Annotated in this window: 17 protein-coding genes and 1 pseudogene; 5 read left to right on the forward strand and 13 right to left on the reverse strand. The window is 58.9% G+C overall.

From position 1 onward, the window contains the following. Positions 1-21 precede the first annotated feature (21 nt). Entirely contained in the window at positions 22-1,752 is a 1,731-nt protein-coding gene (locus tag ACP7E0_RS08720) for an acetyl/propionyl/methylcrotonyl-CoA carboxylase subunit alpha (protein WP_426124307.1), read from the forward strand. An 89-nt stretch (positions 1,753-1,841) separates the two neighbouring features. Here ACP7E0_RS08720 and ACP7E0_RS08725 read toward each other — a convergent pair whose 3' ends face one another. Together ACP7E0_RS08725 and ACP7E0_RS08730 are read right to left on the reverse strand one after the other, a co-directional pair. Beyond that, positions 1,842-3,680 (reverse strand): dipeptide ABC transporter ATP-binding protein, encoded by a 1,839-nt coding sequence (locus tag ACP7E0_RS08725; protein ID WP_426124309.1) that lies wholly within the window; start codon positions 3,678-3,680, stop codon positions 1,842-1,844. Between the two features lie 39 nt (positions 3,681-3,719). Next, positions 3,720-4,919: an aminotransferase class V-fold PLP-dependent enzyme gene (locus ACP7E0_RS08730; protein ID WP_426124310.1), complete on the reverse strand. Its 1,200-nt coding sequence runs from the start codon at positions 4,917-4,919 to the stop codon at positions 3,720-3,722. Positions 4,920-5,031: 112 nt separating this feature from the next. Here ACP7E0_RS08730 and ACP7E0_RS08735 point away from each other — a divergent pair, with 112 nt between their 5' ends. Continuing rightward, on the forward strand, positions 5,032-5,847 hold the full coding sequence (locus ACP7E0_RS08735) for an IclR family transcriptional regulator (RefSeq protein ID WP_426124311.1): 816 nt from the start codon (positions 5,032-5,034) through the stop codon (positions 5,845-5,847). 16 nt (positions 5,848-5,863) lie between these two features. Here the strand turns inward: ACP7E0_RS08735 and ACP7E0_RS08740 are convergent, their stop codons facing one another. The 6 genes from ACP7E0_RS08740 to ACP7E0_RS08765 form a co-directional block, all read right to left on the reverse strand. Beyond that, complete coding sequence (locus ACP7E0_RS08740) at positions 5,864-6,361, reverse strand: RidA family protein (RefSeq protein ID WP_426124312.1); 498 nt, start codon at positions 6,359-6,361, stop codon at positions 5,864-5,866. A gap of 42 nt (positions 6,362-6,403) precedes the next feature. Next, positions 6,404-7,615, reverse strand: a complete 1,212-nt coding sequence (locus tag ACP7E0_RS08745) for an amidohydrolase/deacetylase family metallohydrolase (RefSeq protein WP_426124314.1) — start codon at positions 7,613-7,615, stop codon at positions 6,404-6,406. A gap of 3 nt (positions 7,616-7,618) precedes the next feature. Further along, the gene (locus tag ACP7E0_RS08750; protein WP_426124316.1) at positions 7,619-8,488 is read right to left on the reverse strand and encodes an ABC transporter permease; all 870 of its coding nucleotides are present in this window, start codon (positions 8,486-8,488) and stop codon (positions 7,619-7,621) included. Next, on the reverse strand, positions 8,488-9,429 hold the full coding sequence (locus ACP7E0_RS08755) for an ABC transporter permease (RefSeq protein ID WP_426124317.1): 942 nt from the start codon (positions 9,427-9,429) through the stop codon (positions 8,488-8,490). The genes ACP7E0_RS08750 and ACP7E0_RS08755 overlap by 1 nt, the downstream gene beginning before the upstream one ends. 86 nt (positions 9,430-9,515) lie before the next feature. Further along, positions 9,516-11,042 carry an ABC transporter substrate-binding protein gene (locus tag ACP7E0_RS08760; RefSeq protein WP_426124319.1) on the reverse strand — a complete coding sequence of 509 codons (1,527 nt, stop codon included), beginning with the start codon at positions 11,040-11,042 and terminating at the stop codon, positions 9,516-9,518. 260 nt (positions 11,043-11,302) lie between these two features. Then, positions 11,303-12,694 (reverse strand): aspartate aminotransferase family protein, encoded by a 1,392-nt coding sequence (locus ACP7E0_RS08765; RefSeq protein ID WP_426124321.1) that lies wholly within the window; start codon positions 12,692-12,694, stop codon positions 11,303-11,305. 1,401 nt (positions 12,695-14,095) lie between these two features. Here ACP7E0_RS08765 and ACP7E0_RS08770 point away from each other — a divergent pair. After that, positions 14,096-14,875, forward strand: coding sequence for an outer membrane protein (locus tag ACP7E0_RS08770; RefSeq protein ID WP_426124323.1), 780 nt, complete (start codon positions 14,096-14,098; stop codon positions 14,873-14,875). A 175-nt stretch (positions 14,876-15,050) separates the two neighbouring features. Here ACP7E0_RS08770 and ACP7E0_RS08775 read toward each other — a convergent pair whose 3' ends face one another. Continuing rightward, positions 15,051-15,431 carry a hypothetical protein gene (locus tag ACP7E0_RS08775; RefSeq protein WP_426124325.1) on the reverse strand — a complete coding sequence of 127 codons (381 nt, stop codon included), beginning with the start codon at positions 15,429-15,431 and terminating at the stop codon, positions 15,051-15,053. 315 nt (positions 15,432-15,746) lie between these two features. On the opposite strand from ACP7E0_RS08775, the gene ACP7E0_RS08780 reads away from it, so the two are divergent. Beyond that, a complete protein-coding gene (locus ACP7E0_RS08780; protein ID WP_426124326.1) occupies positions 15,747-15,986 on the forward strand; it encodes a DUF6894 family protein in 240 nt (79 codons plus the stop codon). A gap of 327 nt (positions 15,987-16,313) precedes the next feature. Here ACP7E0_RS08780 and ACP7E0_RS08785 read toward each other — a convergent pair whose 3' ends face one another. From ACP7E0_RS08785 to ligD, 4 genes and pseudogenes are all read right to left on the reverse strand, one after another. Next, positions 16,314-17,195: a DUF72 domain-containing protein gene (locus ACP7E0_RS08785; protein WP_426124327.1), complete on the reverse strand. Its 882-nt coding sequence runs from the start codon at positions 17,193-17,195 to the stop codon at positions 16,314-16,316. A 116-nt stretch (positions 17,196-17,311) separates the two neighbouring features. Beyond that, positions 17,312-18,088 carry an SDR family oxidoreductase gene (locus tag ACP7E0_RS08790; protein ID WP_426124538.1) on the reverse strand — a complete coding sequence of 259 codons (777 nt, stop codon included), beginning with the start codon at positions 18,086-18,088 and terminating at the stop codon, positions 17,312-17,314. Between the two features lie 263 nt (positions 18,089-18,351). Further along, complete coding sequence (locus ACP7E0_RS08795) at positions 18,352-19,407, reverse strand: ATP-dependent DNA ligase (protein ID WP_426124328.1); 1,056 nt, start codon at positions 19,405-19,407, stop codon at positions 18,352-18,354. Further along, a pseudogene (ligD, locus tag ACP7E0_RS08800) lies at positions 19,407-22,057 on the reverse strand (DNA ligase D). Before ligD ends, ACP7E0_RS08795 begins: the two are co-directional and overlap by 1 nt. Before the next feature lie 173 nt (positions 22,058-22,230). Between ligD and ACP7E0_RS08805 the strand changes: the two are divergent. Beyond that, complete coding sequence (locus ACP7E0_RS08805; RefSeq protein ID WP_426124329.1) at positions 22,231-23,025, forward strand: Ku protein; 795 nt, start codon at positions 22,231-22,233, stop codon at positions 23,023-23,025. Positions 23,026-23,028: the final 3 nt, after the last annotated feature.

Genomic DNA, 23,028 nt, shown 5'->3' on the forward strand with positions numbered 1-23,028 from the left:
GAAAACAATGAGGAGACCTTCATGCAAAAAGTCCTGATCGCCAATCGCGGCGAAATCGCCGTGCGTATCATCCGCGCCTGCCGCGACCACGGCCTGCAATCCGTTGCTGTCTATGCCGATCCGGATATGGACGCCCTGTTCGTCAAGCTCGCCGACGAGGCCTATGGGCTTTCGGGCGCGCAGCCGGCAGAAACCTATCTCGACATCGAGAAACTGATCGGCATCGCCAAGCGCTGCGGTGCGGATGCGGTTCATCCCGGCTATGGCTTCCTCTCCGAGCGGGCGGAATTTGCCCGCGCCGTGATCGATGCCGGCCTGATCTGGATCGGTCCCGATCCACACGTCATCGAAGCGCTCGGCGATAAGGTCGAGGCCCGCAGGATCGCCAAAAGCGTCGGTGCACCGTTGGTTGCAGGCAGCGACGGCCCGGTCGGGACGGCTGCGGAAGTTATCGCCTTTGCAGAAGAATTCGGCCTGCCGGTCGCGATCAAGGCTGCCCATGGCGGCGGTGGGCGGGGACTGAAGGTCGCGTGGAAAATGGAAGAGATCGCCGAACTCTACGAATCGGCCGTGCGCGAGGCCAAGGCCGCCTTCGGGCGTGGCGAATGCTTCCTCGAACGATTTCTCGACCGTCCGCGCCATATCGAAGCGCAGGTCATCGCCGACAAGCATGGCAACGTCCTGGTGCTCGGCACGCGTGACTGTTCGCTACAGCGGCGCAACCAGAAGCTCGTCGAAGAGGCTCCTGCCCCCTTCCTCAGTGACGCCCAGCGCCAGTCGATCCATGACGCCGCGAAAAGGATCTGCGCCGCCGCCGGCTATTCCGGTGCCGGCACGGTCGAGTTCCTGCTGGGGGTCGATGGCACGATCTCCTTCCTCGAAGTCAACACGCGCCTGCAGGTCGAGCATCCGGTGACCGAAGAAACGACAGGTATCGACCTCGTTATCGAACAGTTCCGTATCGCCGACGGCCTGCCGCTGCGCGTCACCGAAACGCCGGTACCCAGGGGCCACTCGATCGAGTTCCGCATCAATGCCGAAGATCCAGGCCGTGGCTTCCTGCCGACCCCCGGCACGATCACGGTATTCGAGGCACCTTCAGGCCCTGGCATTCGCCTCGACAGCGGCGTCGTTTCCGGCTCGACGGTACCGGGCACTTTCGATTCGCTGATGGCCAAGTTGATTGTCACGGGCGCCACCCGCGAGGAAGCGTTGAAGCGGGCGCGGCGGGCCCTGAAGGAATTCAGGATCGAGGGTATCGCCACGGTTCTGCCGTTTCATCGCGCCGCGATAGAGACGGACGATTTCACCGGCGAAAATGGCTTCAAGGTCCATACGCGCTGGATCGAGACCGATTTTGCCAGCCGGCTTGAGGCGGAAGCCCGCCCCGCCCCGGCAGCGGATACATCGCTGGTCCGCACCCATGTGGAGATCGACGGCAAGCGCCACGAGCTCGCTATCCCCGCCTCACTGCTCGCTGGTCTCGGTGGACTTTCGAGCGCGGGTGCCGGCACGGCCACTGCCGCCACGGTGGAGGACGTGCTGAGTGTCACGGCCCCGATCTCCGGTACCTTGCAGGCCTTCAAGGTGAAGGACGGCGCGGAGGTGGCGGCAGGCGACCTGATCGCAGTCATGGAAGCGATGAAGATGGAAACCCAGGTAACGGCGTCCCGCGCCGGTACGATCCGAATCAAGGCTGAAGCCGGCAGCTACCTGCAGGCCGGTACCGAGATTGCTCGCTTCGAGGCATGAACAGCCGGCCGGGGGGCGATCGATGATATCAATGATGGCCGGGGGGCGTGCGATCGCTCCCCGGCCATCATCATTATCGTTCGAGAAGATTAGGTATTCGCCACCAGATGGCCTGGCGACACTTCGCGATACTCGATCGGCACGACCTGATAGTCCGCCGGCCGCAGCGGGCTTTTGATTTCCTCATTGCTGATCTTACCCTTTTCGCGGCGCCGGTCCGGGTTGGGGATCGGGACCGCCGAGATCAGTTTCTTCGTATAGGCATGCTGCGGATTGCCGAAGACTGAAGCGCGCGGGCCGATTTCGACGATTTCACCCAGATACATGACGGCGACGCGATGGCTGACGCGCTCGACAACGGCCATGTCGTGAGAAATGAACAGGAAGGCGAGGTTGAGGCTTTGCTGCAGGTCGAGCAGCAGATTGATCACCTGAGCCTTGATCGAGACGTCGAGAGCCGAGACGCTTTCGTCCGCAACAATGACCTTCGGATCGAGCGCCAGAGCGCGGGCGATGCAGATACGCTGACGCTGCCCCCCGGAAAACTCGTGCGGATAACGCGACGCCATGTCAGCTGTCAGCCCGACCTTGACCAGCAGATCGGCCACCAGATCGCGCGCCTGTTTGTCTGTTCCCATCTTGTGTTCGAGATAGGGCTCGGCAATCGCTGCGCCAATCCGCATCCGCGGATTGAGGCTCGCGAAGGGGTCCTGGAAGATCATCTGGACGGTCTTGCGCATCGCGCGCATGCCGTTCTTGTCCAGCGTCAGGACGTCCGTACCATCGACCCGAACGGAGCCGGCCTGCGGCTCGATGAGGCGCATGATGGCGCGGCCAGTGGTGGATTTTCCACAGCCCGATTCGCCCACCAACGACAGGGTTTCGCCGGCGTGCAGATCGAAGGAGACGTTTTCGACGGCGTGAACACGGCTGGTCACCCTGGCGAACAGGCCGGAATGAATGTCGAAACGCTTGGTGAGGTTCCTCACTTCCAGCACCGGACGTTTGCCGGAAGCCACCGTATCGGCCGTCTCGACAGGACCGTCGGACACGCCGGTTGCCGCATCGACGATGGGAAAGCGCAGCGGCCGGTCTTTGCCGTTCATCGAGCCGAGAACGGGGACGGCGGACAGGAGCGCCCGCGTGTAGGGATGCTTTGCACGAAAGAAGATGTCGCTTGTCGGGCCGGTTTCTACCTGTTCACCGCGATACATCACCACCGTCCGGTCGGCAATTTCGGCGACGACGCCCATATCATGCGTGATGAAGAGAACGGAGGTGCCTTCCTCTTCCTGCAGGGTCTTGATGAGGTCGAGGATCTGCCCCTGGATGGTGACATCAAGCGCCGTTGTCGGCTCGTCAGCAATCAGGAGCTTTGGCCGGGATGCAAGCGCCATGGCGATCATCACGCGCTGGCGCATGCCGCCGGAAAACCGGTGCGGATACTCGTCAAAGCGGGAAGCAGCGGCGGGAATACGCACCTTCTCCAAAAGCCGGATGGTTTCGGCCTTCGCATCGCGCTTGCTGATCGCCGAGTGGCAGAGAAGTGCCTCGGAGATCTGGTCGCCGATGGTGAAGAGCGGGTTGAGGCTCGTCATCGGCTCCTGGAAAATCATCGCGACATCATTGCCACGGACCTTGCGCATCGCGGTTTCCGGCAGTTTCAGGATATCGCGCCCGTCAAGCATGACACTGCCTTCGATACGGCTGGTATCGGCCTGCAGCAGCCGCATGATCGACAGCGATGTGACGCTCTTGCCGGAGCCGGATTCACCGACGATCGCCACCGTTTCGCCCGGGGAGACTGCGAAGGAGACGTCGCGCACGACCGGTTTCCACTCCCCGTCGACCATAAACGATGTCGTCAGGTTCTCCACCGACAGGACGGGCCGTGCGGGATCGATCTTTGGGGCGGGTGAACTGGCCATGGCGGGATCCTTTTTGCGTTCAGAGCGAGAGCGGCCGGATCAATCCGGCCAGCGCAAGGCGCTGTCGAAACGGTGCTTGCTGCGGTTTTCCAGCGGCGTGGCGATGATCTCGTTCGAGGCCCTGGCCTTGTCGAGTTCCTCGGCAAGACGGCTGGCAACGATCGTCTCTTGACCAGGGTGCAGGTTGCAGGGGTCGAGATAGAAATAGCGGTGCTCGACTTCATGATCGCGCACGATGATCGGCGGCGTGCCGCGCGCCAGCGCATCGGCAAGATCCCAGGCGGTGATATGAGCGTCCGGCGCCGAGATGATCACGCGCATACGGTCAAGCGGGTTGCTGGTCGGATCAGGCTCGATCAGCGCCTGGACACCCGGACGGCCTTCCAGCGTGTCGCGCCACAGATGCAGATAGCTTGTTTCGCGGGCGCGGATGCCGTCGTGATCGCGCGTTTCCCAGGCGTCGAGGGCCGCCATTACGCCGAAGACACTCTCCTTGCCGACCTTCATGCCCCGGCCGATCCCCATGTTCTGGAGAAAGGCGTTGCGAACGGGTTCCTTCTTGCCTGCCACAATTCCGGATGTCGGGCCACCAAGGAACTTGTGGCCTGAATAGAGCACGATATCGGCGCCCTGCTCGAGAAAAACGCGCAAGTCATATTCCGATGCGGCGTCGACGATGACAGGCACCCCCTTTGCGTGGGCGATATCGGCGAATTCCTTGAGGCTCAACAGGCCATAATGAACGACATGATGCGAGACGACATAGAGCGCCGCTGCCGTCTTTTCGGTGATCGCATTGTCCATGTGGTACCGGTGGCATGAGGTTGCCTGACCGATCATCACCGTTTTGCCGCCTGCCAGCCGGACAGCTTGATCGACCGGCGCGCCATAGCTGACGACATGGCCCATCTGCACCAGAATCTCTGTCTTTTCTGTGCTGACATCCGGTAGCTTCTCGATTGCCAGCAGATCATTGCCGGTGATTGTTCCAGCAACGGCCAGACTGATGCCCGAAGAGCACGACGCCGTCACGAAGCCTGCCTCCGCCCCGGTCAGCCGCGCGATGACAGCGCTTGCCTTGCGCTGCAGATCGTTCATCTCGACGAATTGCGGCAGGATCGATGTCATCGCAGAAATAGCTTCCGGCACCACGATGGAGGCACCAAGGCTGGTCATCGTGCCGGAAACGTTGATGACCGGACGCAGGCCAAGCGATGTGTGGATGTCTTCAGTGGGCATTGTCTTCTCCGAAAATTTTGCTGTCACAATCGGAAGACACAGTCTTCCAACGGTCGACAACTATGCCATAATAATGTAATAGCGTATCAAAATCGCAATGTGAGCTTCTGTCTTGGATACCAAAACCCAGCCCGTTTCCACCGCCGTCCTGGACAACGCCAAAGGCGAAAAGCGCTCGCGCGTTAGCGGCATCGATCGCGCCCTGCAGGTGCTTGATTACCTCTATGAGACCGGGACGCCGTGCGGCGCTTACGCCATCGCCAAGGCGATCGGGGCACCGCTGTCTACTGTCTACGTGATCATTGACGATCTCGTGGAAAAGAACCTTCTGACGCGGGATGCAGACAGCTTGATCTGGCTCGGCGCTCGGCTTTACCACTACGGCCTGGCCTATGCCCGATCGCTCGATTTCATGACTGTCTCCACCCATGAGATGCATGACCTGTGCCGTGAGGCCGGCGAAACCGTACAGGTCTGCGGCCGCGATGGCGATCATATGCTGGTGCTGGCCATGGCGGCGGGTCCAAGTCATTTTCAAGTCACGTCGCGGGTGGGAACCCGGGTGCCATTGAACTGGACCGCGTCTGGCCGCCTTCTGGTCGGCCACCTGCCCGATGATGAGCGCATCGAACTTTTCAAGCGCTGTGCCCGCTCTTCGCCCACCGGCCGCGCCGATGTGGATCCGGCAACCTTGGCTGCCGCGGCGGCGGATGCCATGCACGTCCGGCTTTCCATTCAGGCTGGCGAATCCGACTATGCCGTTGCCTGCATTGCCTCGCCGATCTGTGACCGCGAAGGCCAGTGTGTCGCCACGATCTCCATTGTCCTGCCTGAGCAGAAGGCTTTCTCCGACGAGACGCGTTACACCTCCTATGTCCGCGCTTCGGCGGAACGGATCGAAACCTTGATGGGCTGGCGCAGCCATTGACATGCCGGGTTGCTCCTTAGCCGTGAAGGGCGATGATCGCTTCGATCTCGACGGTGATGTTGCCCGGCAATGACCCAAAGCCGACGGCCGAGCGCGCATGATGTCCGGCATCTGCAAAGATCTCGATGAAGAGGTCGGAGCAACCATTGATCACGCTTGGATGATCCTCGAAATCGGGTTCCGCATTGACCATACCCAGCAGCTTGACCACCCGCCGCACCCGCGCGAGGTCTCCCAGCGCGTCCTGCAGCACGGCCAGCAAATTGATGCCGGTCAGCCTTGCGTGGCCATAGGCATCGGCAACACTGACGCCGCCATTGCCCACTTTGCCGGTATGCATGAAGCCGTTCGCCTCGCGCGGCCCTTGGCCCGAGAGATAGATCAGATTGCCTTCGCGTACATGCGTGACAAAATTGGCGATCGGCGGCGGCGGCGGCGGCAACGTGAGGCCGAGCGAGGCCAGCCGCTCGGCGGGCGAGCCTGTCCTGTCGGCGGTTGCTGGGGAACTGTTCACGCGAACTCCTGTGTCCTGCAAAGACTTTAAGAAATGGCACGGCTACCGGTAGGAATAGCCATGGCTGTGGCGCACCAGCTTGCGGGCGCGGGGATTGTAGCGGCTGGCAGAGATCGCCTCGGCACCGATGACGGCATAGCGCGGCTCGAAAATACGAGTGAGCACCGAGACATCACCGTTCGAATCTGTTGCCTCGATATCGGAATCGACGAGATCGAAGATGGTGAAATCGGCCCGTTCGCCGACCGTGAGGCGATTTTCCATCGGCAGCTTGATGACGGATGCCGGCGCCTGGGTGACGGCTTCCACCACCTTGTCGAACGGCATTCCGACCACCAGCAGTTTCGACATCGTCGTTGCCAGATCCCAGACCGGAAAATTCATCGAATGATCATGCAGATCGGTCGAGATCGAGAATGGCAGAAGGCCGCGCTTGATCGCCGCTTCCGCAACCCTGAACGAGAAGGAAGCGCCGCCATGGCCGATGTCGAGCCGGATACCGTCGCCGGCGCATCGCTCGGCCAGGTCGAACAGATCCTCGTCTTCCATGATGCTCGAGCCGGCCTTGCCGTTGAAACAATGGGTGACGATGTCGCCAGGGCCGAGGATTTCGAGCACTTCATCGTAGAGCGCCGGCGGTTCGCCGACATGCACCATCATTGGTATCTTGAGGATCTTGGCGATCTTCTTGCCGAGCTTGACCGGTGTCACGCCCCAGGAACCGGTGATCACATGGCTCGCCCGCACCTTGATGCCGACGATATGTTCGCTGTTTTCGGCATAGACCTCCAGAATGCGGTCGAGATTGATGTCCTGGATGCTTCTGAGTTCGGGCACGCGATTGCAGGCAACAAGGCCGATGGAACCAAGATTGATGAACGCCTTGATACGCTCGCGCGACGACTCGATGATGTATTCGCGGAAACCATGAAAATTGGCTTCACCGGCGGAGCCCGCATCGACCAGTGTTGTGACGCCACGTTCGGCGCCGCATTCGGATGGGCGCAGCGAAATATCCGTGCCGCCGTGCCAGATGTGGACGTGCAGATCGATCCAGCCGGGCGAAATCCACGCCCCCTTGCCATCAACGCGCTGGACATCTGCAGACACAGCAAGCGACGGACCGGTTTCGGCGATGCGGCCATCCGCATTGATGAGAATATCGATCATGCCGTTGGGTGCACCGGCACCGAAAGCCATGGGTTTGACGTTGGCGAGAAGCACGGGCCCCTTCGCCTCATATCCAAAAGACATGATTCATAAGTCCTTTCGAAGTCTTGGATCGAGAAGATCACGCAGTCCGTCGCCAACCATCTGCAGCGACAGCACGGAGAGAATGATGGCAAAGCCCGGAAACAGCGTCATCCAGTCGGCCTGGCCGATATATTGCCGGCCGGCGGAAATCATCGTGCCCCAGGTGGGGATTTCCGGGCTGACGCCAAGGCCGAGGAAAGAGAGGCCCGCTTCCGCCAGCATGGCGCTTGCAAACAGGAACGTGCCTTGCACCAGGATTGGCGACAACAGGTTGCGCAGCACATGCCGGGTCATGATATGCCGGGTCGAAATGCCGAGTGCACGGGACGCCTCGATGTAGGGTAGTTCGCGGATCACCAGCGTAGAGGCGCGCACGATACGCGCCAGACGCGGCGCATAAACGATGCTGAGCGCGATAATGACGGTGGTCAGCGACGGCCCGAGGGCTGCCACCAGCGCGATGGCGAGCAGAATGTCAGGAAAGGCCATCATGGCGTCGATCAACCGGGCAATCGGCGCATCGAATTGTTTGAAGAACCCGGCGACCAGCCCCAGCGTCACACCGATCGCAGCCGATAGGGTCACCACCGCAACGCCGACCAGCAAGGACAGCCGTGCCGAATAGATGGTGCGCGAAAACACGTCGCGGCCGAATTCATCCGTGCCGAAGATGAAGGTGCCGCTGGGCGGCTTCAACCGGTTGATGATTGACAGTTTCGACGGCGAATAGGGTGCGATCAGCGGCGCGAAGATGGCCAAGAGCACGAAGATCGTCAAAACGATCAGCCCGAATGCCACCGTCTTGCGTTTCAAGAGCCGCCGGATGAATTTGTTGCGCTCGCTGAGCGCCGGTTTGGAGACGATTGCTGTCATCAGTAACGCACCCTCGGATCGACCAGCAGATAGAGCATGTCGATGGCAAAATTGATCAGGACGTAGAGCGCAGCGATGACCAGCAATGCTCCCTGGATCACTGGATAGTCGCGCCGGAGCACGGCGGATACCACCAGATTGCCGACGCCCGGCAGGCCGAAAACGGTCTCGGTGACGACAGCGCCAGAGACCAAAACCGCAGCCGTCAGGCCGATCACGGTCAGGATCGGGATCAGCGCGTTTTTCAGAGCGTGCTTGAGGATGACGCGGCGCTCGATCAGGCCCTTGGCCCGGGCGGTGCGGATATAATCATCGCCGAGCACATCGAGTATCGAGGCACGTGTAAACCGCAAGACAAGCGCCGAGGAGACGATCCCGAGTGCAAACGCCGGCAAAGCCAGATGATACATCCGATCCGCAAAGGTCGATCCAGGCCCGCCATAGCCGGACACAGGAAACAGATCGAAGCGGACGGCAAAGACCTGCATCATGATCAGGCCGAGCCAGAAGCTCGGGATGCTGGCGGCCAGCATTGCGAGCGCGGTCGCAGCCTGATCGAAAATCGAGCCACGCCGGTAGGCCGCATAGATACCGATCGGCAGGGCAATGGCGCTGGCGATCAGCAACGAAAACAGCGTCAGGAAAAAGGTCGGTTCGGCCCGGTCGAGCAGTGCCGACGTCACAGGCATGTTGAGGAAGATCGACTGGCCGAGATCACCCCTTAGCAACTGCCCCATGTAGTAGAGGTATTGAACGCCGAGCGAGCGGTCGAGACCGAGCTGGGTGCGCAGGTCGGCGATATCCTGGGCGGTGGCGTCCGGCCCGAGCATGACTGCAGCCGGGTCGCCGGGTGTGACACGCACGATCACGAAGACGATCGTGACGACGAGAAACATCACGACGATCATGCCAAAGAGGCGCTGGAAAATATACCGTATCATGAAAGCCTGATCCTTATGCTCCGGAGCCCTGAAGGCCCGGAACGGACACCGGCCCTGATGAGCCGGTGTCTTCGATTATCGGATGATCATTTCGCGATCGATGCATTCCAGAAGTATGGCCACGGAGCCGGATCGACGCCATCGAGCTTGGTCGACTTGGCGGCGACCGCATTGAAGTTGCCGATCTTCATGAAGGCAACATCGTCATAGATGGCCTTCTGGACGTCGGCGAAGAGCGCAACGCGCTTGCCGGGATCGACTTCAGCCGTAAAGGCATCCACTGCCGCCTTGCGGGCTGGCGTGTCCCACCAGCCCGGCGAGCTGGTGGAGAGCGAACCGATCAGCGCTGGTTCTGGCAGAAAGGGGCTATGGGTAATGTAGATGTCCCACAGCTTCGGATCTGCACGGCGCTGGGTCAGCGTCGCCCAATCGACAACCTGCATATCGACGGTGAAGCCGGCAAGTTTCAAATATTCGGCAGCAACCTGAGCCATCTTGTAGTGGAACTCATACTGGCGGCTGGTGAGAATGCGCAGGGGCTCGCCATTGTAACCGGCGGCCTTCAGCGCGGCCGCTGCCCCTTCCGGGTCGGCCACATTATAGGCGCCGTCGGTGCCTGCTTCCGTGTGCCAGGAATAGGCCTCCGGATAGATCGCACCGTCCAGCGAGAAGAAATCCGGGCTACCGAAAGCGGCCGCCATCATATCTTCCATGCTGAGCGCCTGGCGGATGGCCTTGCGCACGGCGACGTTCTTGCTCACGCCCTCAGCTGTATTGAAGACGAAGACCGGATAACCGAACGGCTTCAGCATCATCGGCTGCGTTGCGGCGGCGGCCTTGATCTTGTCGAAGGATTCCACCGGGATGGAATCGACATAGTCATATTGGCCGGAAACCGCGGCTTCGACGCGCGTGTTTGGATCAGGAACCGGCACGAACCGGATTTCGTCGAGATACTGGTGGCGGGCGCCGCCGTAACCATCGCTTTCGCCGTCGCGCGAGGTGTAGCCATCAAAACGGGTGAGCTGGATATACTGGTCGGCCTTGCGCTCTTTCAGCAGATAGGGACCGGTGCCGATGAAGTCCTTCATCACATCATCCTGCTTTTCGGACGGGATGATGATCGCGGCGGAATTGTTGAAGGCGAGCAACGAGGCCAGCGGCGCATAGGGTTGTGTCAGTGTGATCTTAACGGTGGCAGGATCGACGGCTTCGATAGAGGTGATGAAACCGGCTACCTGCTTGCCGCGCGACGCGATCTTTTCCCAGCGATGAAGGGACGCGACGACATCGTCGGACGTCATGTCTGTATTGTCGTGAAACTTGATGCCGGTGCGCAGCTTGATCGTATAGGTTTTGCCATCGGCGCTGATTTCCGGCAGGCTTTCGGCCAGAAGCGGAGTGACCTTCCAGTTCTTGTCGAATGTGTAGAGCGTTTCGAAAATGTGCTGCGTGACGATGCCGACAAGATCAGCGGTCGACGACATCGGGTCGAGCGTTGGCGGCTCCCCGATCGTGGCGACGTTGACGATGCCGCCTTTTTCCTGCGCAAACAGGCTGGACGGAAGGACTGTCAGTGCCGTTCCAAGTAATAGCGCTGTGATCGTTTTCAAGTTGGAGCTCCCAATTGTTCCACTATTATGTTATATGTGTTCTTATAACAGAATATGAGGTATTCAATTTCTGTCAACAGGTATTCGGCGGGAAACCAGAGTTAGTCCCGCGCCGACTGATAAATGACTGTTTCCAATAGGATTGCGGTGATGAAACAATGCCGGATACGCCGCCAGGCCGGCACGCAGGGCTAGGATGCGACATCATGATGCCCACCGATCATAGCGGTCGCCACCCATCCGGCAGCGACCGCTTCGGATCACGCGCGTTGGGATGCGAGATCGGCTTCGGCCAGATCAAGGGCAGTAAGAAGGCGGTCGCATGCAAGGTCGATCATGTGGCGGGTCCAGATCAGCGGCGGCGACATGATGATGGTGTCATCGGTGGCGCGCGCCATCAGGCCATTGCGAATGGCGTGATCGCGGACCTTGCCGGCGGCGGAGCCGGCAGGCAAAAAGCGGCTGCGCGCTGCTTTATCGCTGACGATCTCGATGGCTGCCATCATGCCGACGGATCGCCTTTCACCGACAAGCGGATGACCGTTCAGACGCCTGGCCAATTGGTCGGCGAGGTAGGGGCCGGTGTCGTCGCGAACGCGCTCGACAAGGCCTTCGTTCTCAATGATTTCCAGATTTTTCAGCGCAACGGCGCAGCACACCGGATGACCGGAATAGGTGTAGCCATGGTAGAATTCGCCGCCCTTCTCGACCAACGTGCTGGCAATCCGATCCCCGACCAGCAGCGCTGACAGGGGCTGATAGCCTGATGTCAGAGCCTTGGCAGTGGTGATCGTGTCGGCCTCGATCCCGAATGTGGTGGCAGCGAACCATTCACCGGTGCGGCCATAACCGGTAATTACCTCGTCAAGCATCAGCAACACGTCATATTTCTTGCAGATACGCTGAACCTCCGGCCAATAGCTTGCCGGTGGTATCTTGACGCCGCCTGCCCCCATGATCGGCTCGCCGATAAGGGCTGCAACCTTGTCGGCCCCTGCCGCAAGGATGGCGTCCTCGATGGCACGGGCCGCCCGCAGGCCGAATTCATGCTCGCTCTCACCGGGCAACGACAAACCATACGCATAGGGCGCCATGACATGCACGATATTGGGGACCACGCCGCCCATCTGCTTGTGCATATGTGTCATGCCGCCCAGCGATGCGCCTGCGACCGTCGAGCCGTGATAGGCATTGTCGCGCGAGATGACGATATTCTTGTCAGGCTTGCCCTCAAGCGACCAGTAATGGCGCACGAGGCGAAGTGCTGTATCGTTCGCCTCGGAGCCGGAGGAACCGTAAAAAACCTGGTTCATATTGGGTGGCGCAAGTTCGGCAAGTTTGGCGGAAAGCTGCACCGGGGATGGTGTCGTGCATTTGAAGAACGAATTGTAGAATGGCAGTTCCCGCATCTGCTGGGCGGCAACATCTGCAAGCTCGTCGCGTCCGTAGCCGATATTGACGCACCAGAGACCAGCCATTGCATCGAGAATCTCGAAGCCTTCGCTATCGTAGATGAAAGGTCCCTCACCCCGCACGATCATGCGCGAACCGGTGGATCGCAGCTCCTTGTGGTCGGTGAAGGGATGGAGATGATGGGCGGCGTCCAGCGCCTGCAACTGCTGCAGGGAATATTTATGATTGGATAAGGTCATGATCCGTGTCCTTGAATATCTGATTGCCGTGAAACGGGATCAAACGGACCGGTGCGGTGAATATCCGATACGAGCGCACAGCAGCAAAAGTTCGGCAAACAGCGTTCGCGCCGAAGGCGTGGAGACGAAGTCATCCGCGTTCTGTTTTGCAGCCACCGTCATGGCAGGCTCTCTCATGAAGCTTAAAGGCAAAACGGCAGTATCTGGATCGCCCGATCATAGGTCAACCACCTCATCCTCCATCGGGCACGTTGCGCGAAACGACCGGGCCTGGACTCGGACCGACAACGTCTGACATGTCGCCGTACAACCGCATTTGCTGGCCTGGGTCTCCCGTCCATTCGACGGGGCGCGAAGGGGGAAAGCGCCTAAGGCGCAGTCGCAGGCAGAGCGGCAATGGCGGGCGATCGAAAATTCTAAATTTAGACGTGCGGTCGTTCTTGTCGCCCTTGCCCGGCTTGACGTCGTGTTCGGCCTTGTGGCGCTTGTCTGCCTATATCGAGGCGCCGACATCGTTCGTTCGGCGTTTCAAAAAGGGACGCACGTATTGCGGGCCGGCGCAATCAACCCACGCACCCAACGATGGGCGCTGCCACATGCCTGTGCGGCGACAAGAGCGGCGGGATGACGTCCGATGAACTTTAGAAACTCGCCGCGCGACAGCTTCTTGCGAAACAGCACCTCGCCCGTCATCGATGCACGCCGTTGAGTTGTGCCAGATCAACCCCGATCATTGTATACTTCATACCGTCCGCTCCGCTGCGCGGTCTCTAAAGATCACAACTCTGGCAGGCTGCGATGCCGTCTGGAGAGGGCGGCCACCCCATCTTGTTCCGGTCTTTCATCCGACAGATAGTCATGATCTCTGTCACGTACCTTTTCAGGCCGTTTCAATGTATTCAAGGACTTACTCCCTGTTTCAATTTTGTCGTCTTCCCTTTTCGAACTTCGCCTATTTATTCCATACCTTTTTCAGGGACCCCTAAGCATCTGAAATCATTATGCATGCGGAAGCCGCGCGACGATGGAGCCACACTCTTGGCTACCCCAGACTTGCCTCCCATGCCTCTTGGAAATTGACGCGGCAAGACTCTCTGGTCGCATTCGAATCGAATTGCAGCGATCGACATCCAATACTACCATTGGACGTATCGCGATGCCTCATCGACATCGCAAAGACGGAGATCACGTGGATATGCTGTTCAATTAAGAACTCGACATCCTTTTGCCACCGCAGTTTGAATTCGCGGGTGAGGTGCATGGCGCTTGTGGACCGCCACGATGCCGCCAACCCTTCAAACTAGCTGATACCCGAACACACATGCATTTTCTCAGGGGGGTGCTATCATGGCAGTATTAGGACGTCTGAATCGAGGCGTTAGGAGCACGGAGCGATTTTGCATGACCGTCCAAAGTTTTAGAATCCTTGGAATTGCAATGACGCTCGCGGCAGGACCCGCCGCCGCTGCCGACCCGTCCGATACCTACGGCCCTCCTCCGATTGACAGCGGCTGGAACTACCAGGTGTCGCTCGACGGTTGGTTCACCGCGCTGGACGGCAGTATCGGCTTGCGCGGTCTTCCCGCGGCGGATGTGAACGTATCGGCACTCGACGCGCTCCAACACCTCGAAGGCGTATTCGCGGGGTCTTTCCAGGCGACGGGGGACAGTTGGCTGCTCTACTCCGATTTCATGTGGGCGAAAATCTCGGCTGACGCCGATGTCGGCCCATTCGGCGGAAACGTGGACTTCGAACAGGAGCAAATACTATTCACCGCACTCGTCGGCTACGAACTTCCGGTTAACGTGCAGAACCTGCAACTCTACGCCACAGGCGGCCTGCGCTATCAGCACTACAGCGTCGACCTCTCCATCGACCCGGTTTTCTTTCCGGGAACCAGTCGAAGCGGGTCGCAGAGCTGGGTCGACCCGATCGTCGGCATGGCGTTGCACTACGACATCAATGACCGATGGTTCCTCGATGTGATGGCCGACGTCGGTGGCTTCGGCGTCGCCTCGGACTTCACCGCACAGGGAGCGGTAACGGTTGGCTACAAGTGGACCAACACGATCTCATCGTCCTTCGGCTACCGGGCGCTCTATACCGACTACAGCGACGACGGTTTCCGCTACGATGCCACGCAGCACGGGCTGTTTACCCGATTGTCGTTTCACTTCTAGGTCACCGGACGTCACTTGCGTCGCTGATTTCGCGCCGGCCCTAGGTCACACGATAGGCACCGGCCTCGACAGGAAACATGGCGTAGGCGATTGATGATCTCGGTCCTGTAGTCCAGGGGCAAACCGTCGCGGCTGATCGCCAAATACCTCTCTCCGCCCGTCAGGTGTAAGCACCTCAACGCATGCTCTTCTTCATAGCCGCAGTCACTAGAGGAATGGCTGCTGCGGTAATAGACCCGAACGAAAGCTTCCGCACGGCCGTTGTCACGAGGAACGAGCTTGCGGCAAGCGCGGCAAATTTCGCCCACGGATAGGAGCCGAGTTGCGACCGTGCGCTCGCATTGACCCAAGTCACGCCTGATTTCGCCACAACGCCAACTTGCGATCGGACAATTTCCAGCCTTGCGCGCAGGAGATCGAGTTCCTTTTGCAGCAGTTCGTGCTGAAGGCGTGCTCGGTCTGCAGCTGTGGCGACACTGTCGTCAATGACGACAACATCTTCGATACCGACGAGGAAGACCTCCTCCTGCGGGATGTGCGCTCTTCTCAACAACATGGCAGAACTCCTCTTTCGATGGGTGACCATCGCCTTGATGGCCGGCCGGGTTTCGCCGTTGTGGACGTCGTCCGGCGATCTGTTGCTAGGGACTTGCCGACAACAACCAATTCCTTGAAGCATCTTCGTGCGGCGAACCCGCGTTTATGGGCCCCGGGGTTGATAGATCCACGTCTGGCCATGGTTTCGATCCTTTGTGCGTGTCGCCATAAAACGCATGAGATTCCAAAAAGATGCGTCGGCGCGATGATTTTCTCAATGAGGACGGGACCATCACATGAGGGCTTGGTTCTCAGGTCGAGTAAGGAGGGTTCAATGTCGGGTTTTCAATTCCGCTTTTCCGATCGTGTGGGGGATGTCGCCCCGGACGAAGTGTATGAATTCCCAGATCTGTTTGAAGCTATTGAAGAAGCCAAACGGGTTCTTGCAGAAATGGCGCTCGACGGGATCCCGCCTGCGCCTGGCGCTTCAATGACGGTGGAGGTCGTTAATGCCGCGGGTATTGTGTCGGCGAAGGTCGGCTTGACCCTCAATATCGAGTACCCCTCCACCTGAGGCAGCTTCTTTTAGAGACATGTGCTACCGGCCGATGGAAGACGGCAACACGGTCGTCAAACTCGCTGGAATGACGGCGGTCCGATTGATTTACGAACGGACCCAGTGTGCGCTGGGCTTTGCTATCGCCCTGCTCGACTTAACTTAATCAACCGGATTGGCTGGCTCAACGGCGATCTTCGAGTGAGCGATAGGCGATCGCAGATCGCCCGGATAAAGTTGTTGGTGGCGAAGACGTTCGTCTGCGAACCCACGAATGATTGAGGGTCGGACTGCGAACTTTAGGCCGTGGCTTGCTGGTCCGTCCGACGACATCTGGTCGAAGCGTCAACCCTCCAACAGGTGTGCCAGTCGCTTTGCATTTTTTATAGAATAGCCGTCACGGTCGTTGTTGAAATATACCCAGGTCGTCTTAGCACCGCTCGCGCGGATCCGATCGGCCCAGACCAGCAGCTCCTCGTCGCTATAGTCATGGCGATACCATTGCGTTGTTCCGTGAAAACGCACGTAGATATCATCCGCGGTCCGGACCAGTTCATCCGGCAATCGCGGGCCGCTGCAGGAACAAAAGATTGCTCCGGCAGCTCTGAATGCATTGAAGACCTCCTCACTCCACCAACTCCTGTGACGAAACTCGACAACGTTTCGATGTGAGGGGTCCAGTTGCGACAGGATTCGATGCAACATCTCGGCACTATACCGAACGCTGGGCGGCAGTTGAAAAAGGAAGCATCCCATTTGTTGACCGAGCAGATCGGCGATATAACCGAAGTCCTCCACCAGGGTTTCAGTGTCTTCGAAACGCTTTACGTGGGTAATGAGTTCACAAACCTTGACGGTATAGACAAAGTCTGGCGCCGCTTGCCGCACCCAAGTCTTGACGGCAGCGATGGTCGGCCAGGAGTAAAACGGCGCATTGAGCTCTACGGTCTTGAAGGTAGATTGGTAGATGTCGAACATTTGGTTTGAGGGCGTATCGGCTGGATAGAAATGCCCCTTCCAGTGCCAATAGTACCAGCCTGAACAGCCTATATGTGTCCGGCCTGATAACGCCCGCAGGCCGTCTGAACCCACTTCGCCATGACGAGCGGCGAGCCTGACAAGATTCATCTTGTCGGCACGGCCGATGTTTGCATCACGTTGCTTTTGCCGACGCTCGGCCCGTCGTGCACGTCGCTCGGCTACGGCTTCGGGAGAGGGGTCTACCAAGCTACCGCTCCGGTTTTGGTGCGTACACCCGCACAGTAGATGATGCCCAACGGGTCATCTGCAGCCAACCTGCACGGTGGCTATGCATAGATGCCCAAACGTTGTGACATCGGCACTCATCGCAGCAACCCCTGTCCGCCGTCGATCCAGATCGGAGACCCGGTAATGTGCCGAGCTTTGTCTGACGCTAGAAACGCGATAACGTCGGCGACGTCCTCACTGCGGCCGGGCCTGCCTCCTGTAATCGGAACTTGCCCTTCCGGCCAGATCACGGGTATTGCCGTTTCCTCTTCAAAGCGAAGAGACGTGCTGGCCTCAATGTGAGTATCGATCTCGCCGGGGCAAACTGCATTGATGCGGATATGGTAGCGCGCAAGTTCCAGTGCGAGCTGCTGAACCATGGCCACCTGCCCGGCCTTAGTGGCCGTGTATGCAGTCGCTCCAGGGGTTGTGAACGTTCGGGTCCCATTGATCGACGACACCACGATAATGGAGCCGCCACCGGACGCCTTCAAATGCGGGACCGTTGTTTTAATTGTCAGGAAGGTTCCGGTGAGATTGACCAGGATCGTTTTATTCCACTCCTCAAGAGTGAGGTTGTCGATCGGCGCCCAAACACCGTTGATGCCGGCGTTGGCAACGACAACGTCCAGACGGCCATAACGCTCGATGAGGGTGGTAACGGCCGCGCGCATTTGCACCTGATCGGAGATGTCGGCGTTCAGCAGCAACGCGTCGTGTCCTTCATCCTCGATCAACCGGACGACGTCGGCCAGTTCAGCTCTGCCATGGCCCAAGGCTCCAACTGCATATCCGTCTGCAGCAAGCGCAAGAGCGGATGCCCGCCCAATTCCGGAACCCGCTCCTGTGACCAATCCGACCCTCGTCACCATTTTTAACAAATGCCCCTGTTAGCGATGAAAGGTATGAACTATTGGGTGCAGCATTGGTTCCGGCGCGCTCGTTGCGCCAGCCGTTCGCTAGCGCCTCGCGCTGAAAGTCTGGAGTGCAAGGGAGCCTTGACCGAGAATTCGACTTATAGCGGGTGCGGAAGCACCTCGGCGCGCGAGACGCGTTTCAGGCTCGTTTTGAAATATCAGCCTCAAGGTATCCGGTCGCGACGGGCAGTTTCCGGTGAGCATCCTCCGCCTTATCGTCAGATTGTGAGGTCGTCGGGCTGGGAAGCCTCGATCTGCTCGAACGTGCATTGCAACGGTTTTTTGTCGGGCCTCCATCGCATCAGCTTAGTGCCGTGGCGGAAGCGATGGCCAGTGACGTGATCAAACCTCACTTCCACGACAAGCTCTGGCTTCAGGGGCACCCATTCGGCGCTGCGCTCGGTGCTCCAGCGACTGGGTCCTCCAGGAGCCTTGCCATTGAAGCCCGGAGGCTTGCGCAATCGCTCCAGCTTCCTTGTTAAGTCGCCCCGCTCGTCGTTGCTGATCGCGGAGGTGAAACCGACGTGATCGAGCTTTCCGGCACTGTTGTACAATCCAAGAAGGAGCGACCCGACATTTTTGCTGTCGGCTTCATAACGGAAACCTCCAACGACGCAGTCGGCAGTTCGCAATCGCTTCACTTTCATCATCGCGCGTTCGCCAGGAATATATGGCCCATCGATCCTCTTACAAACCACACCATCAGTCGATCCGCTCCCGGCGTCTGACAGCCAGAGTTTTGCTTGCTCGATATCATCCGTACAAGGGGATAACGCTAGACGTCTTTGGTCAATGTCGGGTCCGACAAATGCTACCAGTCCCGAACGCCGCCGGGAGAGTGCGTCGTTCCTAACGTCGTCTCCTTTCGGCGTCATCAGCATATCGAACAGCACAAGCTTTGCTGGCGTTTCGGTTGACAGCTTTTGAATGCGGGTTTCGGCGGGATGAAGGCGCATCTGCAATGCATCGAAGGACAGTTTTCCTGCCTCTTCGACCACCAGCTCGCCATCGACGACAAATCGCTCAACTGAGAGCCCCGCCAAGAATGCAACGACCTCCGGAAAGTACCTGGCGAGAGGCTTCCCCGATTTGGCGCGCAGATCGACGTTGGGACCTTCCTTGAACGCAAGACATCTGAACCCGTCCCATTTGGGCTCGTATTGCCATCCTCCATCAAAGGGAAGGGCCGCGGCCGACCGAGCTTCCATTGGTTCGATATCGATAGGAAGTCCGAATATTACGGAAGACGTCGTTTGTGCACTCGCTTTCGACATTATGCGGCCACCCGGTTTGACTTCGCCAGAAGCTTGATCGCTTTCTCCAACGGCCGTTCGCCTTCGCAGTAGTCCTCCCATGCCCTCGTGTTCTTCAGTAGCGCGGGCACGGTGCGCACCGTGAACCGCTTTGGGTCAAGATCGGATTTTACCTGGGACCATGTCAAAGGCATGGACACAGTTGCGCCAGGCCGTGCTCGTGGCGACAAGGGCGCTACGGCGGTCGCCATGCGGTCGTTACGAAGGTAGTCGAGGAATATTCTGCCGCTGCGAAGTTTCTTCGCCATTTTCACAAGGTAGTTGTCCGGCTCGTCGCGCGCCATCTGGAGGCAGACGTCGTGGGCAAACGCCTTGGCTTCCGGCCAGGTCAGCTTGCTGCGTTTTCCAACCTCAAGGGGCGTCACGACGTGAAGCCCCTTCCCGCCTGTCGTCTTGCAGAAACTTACGAGCCCCAGGGCATCCAAACGATCGCGCATTTGCTTGGCTGCTTCCACCACAGTGGAAAATGGAACGTCAGGGCCGGGATCAAGGTCGAATACGAGGCGGCCTGGGACTTCCGGCTTTTTTGGCTCACAGTTCCAGGGATGGAGCTCAAGCGCGGCCACCTGAGCCACTGCCGCTAATCCTTCGACGCGATCAATCTGGAGATAAGGCTTTTTGTCGCCAAACACCGTGATGAGTTCGAGAAGGTTGGACGTCCCCATCATCGCGTGTCGTTGGAAGAACTGCTCGCCATCGATGCCGTCGGGGGCGCGGATGATCGAGCACGGTCGGCCTTTGATGTGATCTATCAACCAGGGGCCAACCGCTTCAAAATATTCGGCGAGGTCCTGTTTGGTGACGGGCTTCCCATCGTTGGCATCCGGCCAGAGCGGCTTGGCAGGATTTGAAATCATCACTCCCATTACGCTCGCCCTAGCACCCGAGCCGCGGCGGCCGGGCGATTTGGCATCCTTCTGCGGCTCAGGAATATCGGTCGTTTCCGGGTTCGCCGGCTGCTCAGCCTCCACTTCCGATGCAGGTTTGTCTTGCCGCAGCCCCTTGAAAGCAGCCTGCCGGACCATTCCGTCTGCGGTCCATCCCTCGAACTCGATCTCGGCGACGAGCTCCGGTCTAACCCAAACGACGTCGGGTTCCCGCTTCGGGGCTCCGAGCCCGGTAAACGGCGAGGATTTCGCCTCGATCTCATTCAACTTCGCCACCAGCGTCGCGACCTTGGCCTCTCCATACCCCGTTCCCACCCGGCCGACATATACGAAGCTGTCACCTCGGTTGACGCCGACGAGCAAAGAACGGAACCTTCCGTTGGTTTTGGCCCAACCGCCGATAACGACCTCGTGGCCCGCGCGGCACTTGGATTTGGCCCAGGTTTTCGTCCGGCCAGATCGGTACGGGGCATCGACCCGCTTGGAAAGAATGCCTTCAAGAGACAGTTTGCAAGCCGACTTGAGAACCGCATCGCCGCCCGTCTCGAAATGATCGACAAATCGCAAACGAGGATCGTCGCCGCTTTCCTTCATGACCTCCTGCAGGCGTTGTTTCCGATCGATTAGCGGCTTGTCGCGCCAGTCCTTGTTTCCTTCGAAAAGCAGATCAAAGGCGAAATAGACGAGATCGTCTGTCTTTCCCTCGGACATTGCCGCCTGGAGTGCGGCAAAGTCCGGCGCGCCATGCTCGTCGAGTGCGCAAATTTCACCATCAATGATCGTGTCGGGCAGTGCTGCAAGAGATTTCGCGATCGCTGGATATTTTACCGTCCAATCCAGTCCCTTACGGGTCTTCAGAGTTACCTCGCCGTCGACCATCCGCGCTTGGATGCGTAACCGTCGAACTTGATCTCGTGAATCCAACCATCGGCCGAGGGCGGGCGAGCCACGCTCTCGCAGAGTTGCGGTTGGATGAACTCAGGCATTGTCGAGGCCGGCTTTTTTGGTGATGTCGTCCGACTCGGTTTCGACACTCGGCCTTTCCGTTCGTCAGCGGCGAGCCCATGGCTGCTGTCCCAAACCGCATCGGCTGGGGCGGCGTCACCCGTTACCATGAACGGCTTGGGCTGGCGGCCTTTGCCACTGGTGATGACATCCATGGTGCGCCCGGAGGCGACGGAGGTGGCATCGTCAAGGATAGCTTCGCCCTTGCTTTCCACCGAATGCTCGTCGTGATGCTTGATAAGCAGCCAATTGGTGCGCTTGCCGCCATTGCGATCATGTTTCATCCGGACAAGGACGAAGCTGCCGTGGAGGCGCTTTCCCTCCAGCGTGAATTTGAAGTCGCCGTCTTCCAACGCCTGCTGTGGGGTCTTCTTTCCCTCGAGCTCCCAGTAGCCGCGATCCCAGAGCATCACGGTTCCGCCGCCGTATTGTCCTTTAGGGATCGTTCCCTCGAAGTCGCCATAATCGAGGGGATGGTCTTCAACCTCGACGGCAAGACGTTTATCCTGGGGATCGAGCGACGGTCCGCGCGTTACCGCCCAGGATTTGAAGACGCCGTCCAGTTCAAGTCGGAGGTCATAATGCAAACGCGTGGCGTCATGCTTTTGGATGACAAAGCGCAGACGGCCGGAGGCGTTTGACTTGACTGCTCCGCTCGGCTCCTTCGTCAGCTTAAAATCACGTTTCGCCTTGTATTTGGAAAGCTTGTCGTCTGACATCGGAACCTCGGAAGACCTGCGATGATGATGGCCATAACGCGCGGCGTCAGCAAAAGATGCGTCAAAAACCCTTCGCTTGCATAATTTCCGCTTGCCTTCAGCCAAAGGCGCCACAGATGAGGAACAAACCCGTCGTCATACCGTTCACGAAGAATTCCCACGGAGTATTTGGCATGGCACCTCGATCGTTCTGGAAAGGCTATCTCAAGCTATCTTTGGTCAATTGTGCGGTCTCCATGGTCCCAGCGACAACCGAAAGTGAAAAAGTACGGTTCCACACCCTGAACCGTGCCACAGAAAACCGCGTCGTCAGCCGCTATGTTGATTCCGTAACCGGACGCGAGGTTGATGAAGACGACGAGGTCAAGGGTTACCAGCGCGGCGAAGACGAATACGTGATGCTTGAAGACGATGAGATTGACGCCGTCGCCCTCGAAAGCACCCGTACGATAGATATCGAGACCTTCGTCCCGAAGGATTCGATCGAATGGATATGGTACGACACGCCACACTATCTGACACCGAGTGACAAGGTCGGAGAGGAAGCGTTCGCCGTCATTCGCGAGGCAATGGCAACAAAGAGTGTGGTCGGAATTGCTCGCCTTGTCATGTATCGGCGCGAACGGGCTGTCATGCTCGAGCCACGCGACAATGGCATCGTTCTATGGACCCTGCGATATGGTGACGAAGTGCGTGATCCGAACGAATACTTCAAAGCGATCGGGCTCAAGAAATCTGAATCCGACTACATGCAGCTTATGGAAAAGTTCATCGAGGCGCGCTCGACGCCTTGGGACCCTTCAATCGTTGATGACCCGGTCCAGGACCGGATCCTGGGCATGATCGCTGCCAAGAAAAAGGGGAAATCGAAGAAGGCCGCCCCGAAGGCCGAGAGCAAGGGTCCGAGTAACGTCATAAACATCATGGACGCGCTCAAAAAGAGCCTGGAGGCCTCCAAGAAAAAATGACTT

This window comes from Pararhizobium sp. PWRC1-1 (assembly GCF_049897905.1).
Classification (GTDB): domain Bacteria; phylum Pseudomonadota; class Alphaproteobacteria; order Rhizobiales; family Rhizobiaceae; genus Pararhizobium.

Bases quoted from the DNA above. Each gene is read 5' to 3' on its own strand.
- ACP7E0_RS08780 (WP_426124326.1), top strand. From the start codon at position 15,747: ATGTCGGGTTTTCAATTCCGCTTTTCCGATCGTGTGGGGGATGTCGCC.
- ACP7E0_RS08775 (WP_426124325.1), bottom strand. From the start codon at position 15,431: ATGTTGTTGAGAAGAGCGCACATCCCGCAGGAGGAGGTCTTCCTCGTC.
- ACP7E0_RS08730 (WP_426124310.1), bottom strand. From the start codon at position 4,919: ATGCCCACTGAAGACATCCACACATCGCTTGGCCTGCGTCCGGTCATC.
- ACP7E0_RS08790 (WP_426124538.1), bottom strand. From the start codon at position 18,088: ATGGTGACGAGGGTCGGATTGGTCACAGGAGCGGGTTCCGGAATTGGG.
- ACP7E0_RS08795 (WP_426124328.1), bottom strand. From the start codon at position 19,407: ATGTCGAAAGCGAGTGCACAAACGACGTCTTCCGTAATATTCGGACTT.
- ACP7E0_RS08770 (WP_426124323.1), top strand. From the start codon at position 14,096: ATGACCGTCCAAAGTTTTAGAATCCTTGGAATTGCAATGACGCTCGCG.
- ACP7E0_RS08720 (WP_426124307.1), top strand. From the start codon at position 22: ATGCAAAAAGTCCTGATCGCCAATCGCGGCGAAATCGCCGTGCGTATC.
- ACP7E0_RS08750 (WP_426124316.1), bottom strand. From the start codon at position 8,488: ATGACAGCAATCGTCTCCAAACCGGCGCTCAGCGAGCGCAACAAATTC.
- ACP7E0_RS08765 (WP_426124321.1), bottom strand. From the start codon at position 12,694: ATGACCTTATCCAATCATAAATATTCCCTGCAGCAGTTGCAGGCGCTG.
- ACP7E0_RS08725 (WP_426124309.1), bottom strand. From the start codon at position 3,680: ATGGCCAGTTCACCCGCCCCAAAGATCGATCCCGCACGGCCCGTCCTG.
- ACP7E0_RS08755 (WP_426124317.1), bottom strand. From the start codon at position 9,429: ATGATACGGTATATTTTCCAGCGCCTCTTTGGCATGATCGTCGTGATG.
- ACP7E0_RS08745 (WP_426124314.1), bottom strand. From the start codon at position 7,615: ATGTCTTTTGGATATGAGGCGAAGGGGCCCGTGCTTCTCGCCAACGTC.
- ACP7E0_RS08805 (WP_426124329.1), top strand. From the start codon at position 22,231: ATGGCACCTCGATCGTTCTGGAAAGGCTATCTCAAGCTATCTTTGGTC.